At 53.8% G+C, this 5,739-nt stretch carries 6 protein-coding genes; all 6 read left to right on the forward strand.

Going from position 1 to position 5,739, the window contains the following annotated elements:
- The first annotated feature begins 115 nt into the window (after nucleotides 1-115).
- Nucleotides 116-457, forward strand: a complete 342-nt coding sequence (locus tag Q0L39_RS10240; RefSeq protein ID WP_296628913.1) for a hypothetical protein — start codon at nucleotides 116-118, stop codon at nucleotides 455-457.
- Nucleotides 458-620: 163 nt separating this feature from the next.
- Nucleotides 621-1,127: a ribosome maturation factor RimP gene (rimP, locus tag Q0L39_RS10245; RefSeq protein ID WP_296628914.1), complete on the forward strand. Its 507-nt coding sequence runs from the start codon at nucleotides 621-623 to the stop codon at nucleotides 1,125-1,127.
- A gap of 45 nt (nucleotides 1,128-1,172) precedes the next feature.
- Nucleotides 1,173-2,321, forward strand: coding sequence for a transcription termination factor NusA (gene nusA / locus Q0L39_RS10250; protein WP_296628916.1), 1,149 nt, complete (start codon nucleotides 1,173-1,175; stop codon nucleotides 2,319-2,321).
- Between the two features lie 27 nt (nucleotides 2,322-2,348).
- Nucleotides 2,349-2,636, forward strand: coding sequence for a YlxR family protein (locus Q0L39_RS10255; RefSeq protein WP_296628918.1), 288 nt, complete (start codon nucleotides 2,349-2,351; stop codon nucleotides 2,634-2,636).
- On the forward strand, nucleotides 2,633-2,956 hold the full coding sequence (locus tag Q0L39_RS10260) for a ribosomal L7Ae/L30e/S12e/Gadd45 family protein (protein ID WP_296628920.1): 324 nt from the start codon (nucleotides 2,633-2,635) through the stop codon (nucleotides 2,954-2,956). Before Q0L39_RS10255 ends, Q0L39_RS10260 begins: the two co-directional genes overlap by 4 nt.
- Before the next feature lie 47 nt (nucleotides 2,957-3,003).
- Nucleotides 3,004-5,739: translation initiation factor IF-2 (infB, locus tag Q0L39_RS10265; protein WP_296628922.1), on the forward strand; the 2,736-nt coding region annotated here is incomplete at its 3' end.

Here is a 5,739-nt window from a genome sequence, read left to right on the forward strand (position 1 = left end):
TGCGTAGGAAAATACTCCCTCGGGAACTTTGCTCCGCAAAGTTCTCTCCCCCTGTCTGCTCCGGCAGCGGGAGAATGTTAGGCCTCTCCCGTGCTACTTCGGGTAGCAGGTAGGTATGTCGAGTGCTGCTTCTACCGACACAGAGGGGTTTCAAAAGGGGCTTGCCCCTTTCGTGAAGTTTTTCAAACTTCTGAATTCCAAAAACCAGAAGGTTTTTGGTGTGCTCTTTGTGAAACTTTCTTCACACAAGAAAGTTTCCGCAGGTGCGGGCTGCGCAAGCCCGCAAAAGGATATTGCAGGGACTACCCTGCAAAGACAACCGCAGGTGTGGGCTGCTCAAGCCCGCAAAAGGATATTGCAGGAACTGCCCTGCAATGAGAGAAGGGTATTACAGGGAATTCCCTGTAAAAATAAGAAAAATGCGACTTTGGGTCTTGCCAAACCTTCGAAAATATGATACAGTATAGAAGAAGTGTAGAGGGAAATTGCTCTGCGGCCTGCTTGTGGACGTGGAACCTCCCTTCGTGTTCGTAAACTGTTGTAAGCAAAGAGTGGGGTCACCCGCTCTTTTATTTTGTTAAGCGGTAAAAAACCGTATTTCGGGAAAGGAAGGGAAGCCTTTGGCAACATCGAAAAAACCAAACACCGTGGAACTGGTCACCACTCTGGCAAAACCGGTGGTGGAACAAATGGGACTGCAGCTGTGGGACGTCCGCTTTGAAAAAGAGGGCGCTTCGTGGTACCTGCGCATCTTTATTGATAAGGAGGGCGGCGTTACCATCGACGACTGCGAAAACTTCAGCCGTACCTTTGATGATATCCTCGACGAGGCTGATCCAATCAGCCAGTCGTACTACTTTGAGGTCTCCTCGCCAGGCATCGGCAGGGATCTGGTGCGCCCGTGGCATTTCCAGCGGTATTTGGGACAGCAGGTGGAAGTCAAGCTGATCCGCCCGATGCAGCTGGAAAACGGCAGCTCGGTGCGCGAATTTGTCGGCGAACTGACTGCATGCGACGATCCGACCATCACGGTCAAGCTGGAGGATGGGGAACATACCTTCCCGAAAAAGGATGCGGCATATATTCGCCTTTATGAGGAAATCGACTGGAAAGCCGCAAAAATCTAAGGGTCAAATCCCTTTTTATGGAGTTAATAACAGGAGGCAGCAAACGTGAACAACGTCATCAACAGTGAATTTTTTGAAGCATTGACTTCACTGGAAAAGGAACGCGGCATTCCCGCATCCTACCTGATCGAAAAGATCAGCAACGCAATCGCAATCGCTATCAAGCGCGATATGGGCGGCAGCGATAATACCATCGTCGAGATCGACCCCGTTAAGAACCGCTTTTATGTGGCGGTCCGCAAAAACGTCGTAGAAGAGGTCACCGACCCTGAAACCGAAATCACTCTGGCAGATGCAACCAAGTACAGCAAGGTTGCACACATCGGCGGCGTGATCGAAATTCCGCTGGAAACCAAACAGTTTGGCCGTATCGCTGCACAGTCTGCGAAGCATGTAATCCGTCAGGGTATCAGCGAGGCGGAAAAAGGCCAGCTGGTACAGAAGTATCAGGATAAAAAATATGAGATCATCTCGGTGCCGATTCTCAAGATCGACGAGGTCAAGGGCAATGCTACCGTTGAGATCGACAAGACCGAAGCAATCCTGCCAAAGAGCGAGCAGGTACCAGGCGAAGAGCTGCAGGAAGGCCAGCGCGTGATGGTTTACGTCGTCGATGTACTCACCAGCGGCAAAAATCCGAAGCTGATGCTCTCCAGAACCCACCCAGGTCTGATTAAACGCCTGTTTGAGATGCATACTCCTGAAATCAAGGATGGCACCGTCGAAATCAAGGCAGTTTCCCGTGAGGCCGGCTCCCGCACCAAGATCGCAGTCTGGAGCAAGGATGAAAACGTCGACGCAGTCGGCGCCTGCATCGGTCCAAAGGGCACCCGTGTCTCCGCGATCGTCGAGGAGCTGGGCGGCGAGAAGATCGACGTCATCAAATACAGCGAAAAACCGGAAGAACTTATCGCAGCAGCACTCTCTCCGGCAGAGGTTACCAAGGTGCTGATCGACCCGACCGGCGCAAAAGCCTGCAAGGTCATCGTACCGGACAGCCAGCTGTCGCTTGCCATCGGCAATAAAGGACAGAACGTTCGTCTGGCAGCAAGACTGACCGGATGGAAGATCGACATCGGTCCGGAAAGCCAGGCACAGCAGATCATCGACGAGGTTGAGCAGCTGCGTGCGCAGACAGAAGCAGCCATCGACAAAGCGGTGGACGATCTGTTTGCTGAGGATGAAGAAGAGTAACTGTCAGTCCGAAAGGAGGCAAACCTGTTGCCTGTCAAAAAAGTGCCGGTGCGGATGTGCACCGGATGCCGTGAGCATAAACCCAAAAAGGAACTGATCCGCGTGGTGCGCTCGCCGGAAGGGGAGATCAGCATCGACGCCACCGGCAAAAAATCGGGCCGCGGCGCCTATTTGTGTGCTGACAGCGCCTGCCTTGCCAAAGCGCGCAAAACTAGACAGCTCGAGCGCGCATTGGAAACAGCGATTCCTGACGAGGTGTATGAGAAGCTCGAACAACAGCTTTGTGCCGTATGCAGCGAGGAGGGGACGCGATGAGCAGCCAGCAGCAGATCTCGCTGCTTTCGCTGGCTCGCAGGGCCGGCAAGCTGGTGCTGGGTTTTGACCGTGTGGCGGAAGCGCTGCGCGACGGCAAGGGCAAAGGGGTATTCTGCACCGCAGACCTCTCGGAAAAAAGCCGCAAGGAACTCAGTTTCACCGCCCAAAAGTATGGAATGCAGCCGGTTGTGCTGGCTGTCACCATGGATCAGGTGCAGCACGCCTGCGGAAAGCGCTCCGGTGTGATTGCGCTTTGCGATGAGGGCTTTTCCAAAAAGCTCTCGCAGCTCTCTCAGCTGCCGCAAGATCCTGTTTCGTAAGTAAAAACAGACATCATCCTAGACAAAAAGGAGGCGGATGTTTTTTTATGATAAACAACAAGTATAAGCTCAGTGAGGTTGCCAAGGATCTGGGCGTGGAGATGAAGGACGTCGCTCAGCTGCTGGAACAGCATTTTCCAGGAGAGAAAAAGCGAACCACCGTCCTGACCAATCAGGAGCTCAACCTGATTTTTGAGACATACACACAACAACACCAGATGGATAATCTGGACAGCTATTATGCATACAAGGAGCAGTCCCAGCCGGTGCAGGAGGTAAAGAAACCTGCCAAGAAGGCAGCAAAGGAAGCTCCGAAGCCAAAATCGGAACCGGCGGCAGCAGAAGCACCAAAAGCGCCGGAAGCCCCACAGCAGGAGGCTTTGAAGGAACCGACCACCCATGAACAGCAGCCCGAAGTTTTGGAGCAGCCAGCTGCACCAAAGCAGGAACGGGTCGAGGAGAGGGAGACAGAGGATATGAACGATACACCAAAGCAGCATACTCAGGGACCGCGTGCCCAGGGTGATCGTCCACAGGGCGAAAGAAAGTTTAACGATCGCAGCGACCGCCCGGAACGCAAATTCAATGACCGTCCGGCTCGTTCTGATCGTCCGCAGGGCGAGAGAAAGTTCGGCGACCGTTCCGACCGTCCGCAGGGCGAGAGAAAATTTAACGATCGTCCGCAGGGCGAAAGAAAGTTTAACGACCGCGGCGACCGTCCGCAGGGCGAGAGAAAATTTAACGATCGTCCACAGGGCGAAAGAAAGTTTAACGACCGCGGCGACCGTCCGCAGGGCGAAAGAAGATTTAATGACCGTCAGGACCGCAGCAATGCGCCTCGTCAGCAGCAGAAGCCGGCAAAACAGCCGTCGAAACCGGCAGCACCACGTCAGGCTTCCGCAATCAATCCAAAGCTGGATGAGAACGTCAAAGGCAAGATGATCCGCCACGTCGACATGCGTGCAGCTAACGTTGATCTGGATAAATACAATGAGCGCTACGAAAATATCGCTCCGGAAAATCTGGCAAAACGTGACGACGGCGTCAAGAAGCAGAAGATCGGCGGCAGAAACAACAAGAAGAAGAACTTCATGTCCAAAAAGGACAAAGAGATGGAAAAGATGCGCAAACTGGAGATGGAGCGCGAGCGCCGTCAGAAGCTGCACATCACTCTGCCGGATGAGATCACCGTCGGCGATCTGGCTCTGAAACTGAAGATTCAGTCCGCAGAGATCGTCAAACGTCTGATGATGCTCGGCGAGATGAAATCGGTTTCCGATGTCATCGACTACGATACCGCTGCACTGGTTGCAATGGAAATCGGCGCCAAGGTGGAAAAAGAGGTTGTTGTCACCATCGAGGATCGTCTGTTCGACGACAGCGAGGACGGCGACGATCAGAAGGTAGAACGTCCACCGGTTGTTGTTGTAATGGGTCACGTTGACCACGGTAAAACATCCATTCTGGACGCAATCCGTCACTCCGACGTCACCTCCACCGAGGCCGGCGGTATTACCCAGCACATCGGTGCATATCAGGTTATGGTCAACGACAAGCCGATCACCTTCCTGGATACCCCAGGACATGAGGCATTCACCTCGATGCGTGCCCGTGGCGCAGATATCACCGACATCGCTGTCCTGGTTGTAGCAGCTGACGACGGTATCATGCCGCAGACCGTTGAGTCGATCAACCATGCGAAGGCAGCAGGCGTTTCGATCATCGTTGCTATCAACAAGATGGATAAACCAACTGCTGACCCTGAAAAGGTAAAACAGGAGCTGACCGAGTACGAGCTGGTTCCGGAGGAATGGGGCGGCGACGTTATCTGTGTTCCTGTATCCGCAAAAACCAAGATGGGTATTCAGGACCTGCTGGAAAACATCCAGCTGGTAGCCGAGGTCAAGGAGCTGAAAGCAAATCCTGACCGTATGGCAAAAGGTACCGTTATCGAAGCAAAACTCGACAAGGGCCGCGGTCCGGTTGCAACCATTCTGGTACAGAACGGTACCCTGCACACCGGCGACAGCGTCATTGCCGGCACAGCGGTTGGACGTGTCCGCGTCATGACCAACTCCAAGGGCGAAAAGATTGATGCAGCTGGCCCATCCACTCCGGTCGAGATCACCGGTCTGGCAGAGGTTCCGGCAGCAGGCGACGAGTTCAATGCCGTAGAGGATGAAAGACTGGCTCGTGAACTGGTTGAAAAACGCCGTCAGGAAGCAAAAGAGAAGGAATTCAGCTCCTACCAGAAGGTTACCCTGGACAATCTGTTTGAACAGATTGAAGTTGGCGAGACCAAGGAGCTGCCGCTGATCGTCAAAGCGGACGTACAGGGCTCGGTTGAAGCTGTCAAACAGTCGCTGGAAAAACTGAGCAATCCAGAGGTTCGCGTCAAGGTCATCCACGGTGCAGTTGGTGCTGTCAGCAAGTCGGATGTCATGCTGGCACAGGCCTGCGGCGCGATCATCGTCGGATTTAACGTTCGTCCAGACCCGATTGCAAGAGACATGGCAGAGACCGAAGGCGTCGACATGAGAATGTACCGTGTCATCTACGATGCAATCGAGGAAATCTCCTCCGCAATGAAAGGTATGCTGGCTCCTAAGACCCGCGAGGTTGAGCTGGGCCGCGCCGAAGTCCGCGAAGTATTCAAGATCACCGGTGTCGGCACCGTTGCAGGCTGCTACGTTCTGGAAGGCAAGATCACCAGAAATGCCGAGATCCGCATCGTTCGCGACGGTATCATCATTGCCGACGAGCATCTGACCTCGCTCAAACGT

It is taken from the genome of uncultured Negativibacillus sp. (assembly GCF_944388365.1).
Lineage (GTDB): Bacteria > Bacillota > Clostridia > Oscillospirales > Ruminococcaceae > Negativibacillus.

Excerpts from the sequence above, each read along its gene's own strand:
- Q0L39_RS10240 (WP_296628913.1), top strand. The coding sequence starts at position 116 with ATGTCGAGTGCTGCTTCTACCGACACAGAGGGGTTTCAAAAGGGGCTT.
- Q0L39_RS10260 (WP_296628920.1), top strand. The coding sequence starts at position 2,633 with ATGAGCAGCCAGCAGCAGATCTCGCTGCTTTCGCTGGCTCGCAGGGCC.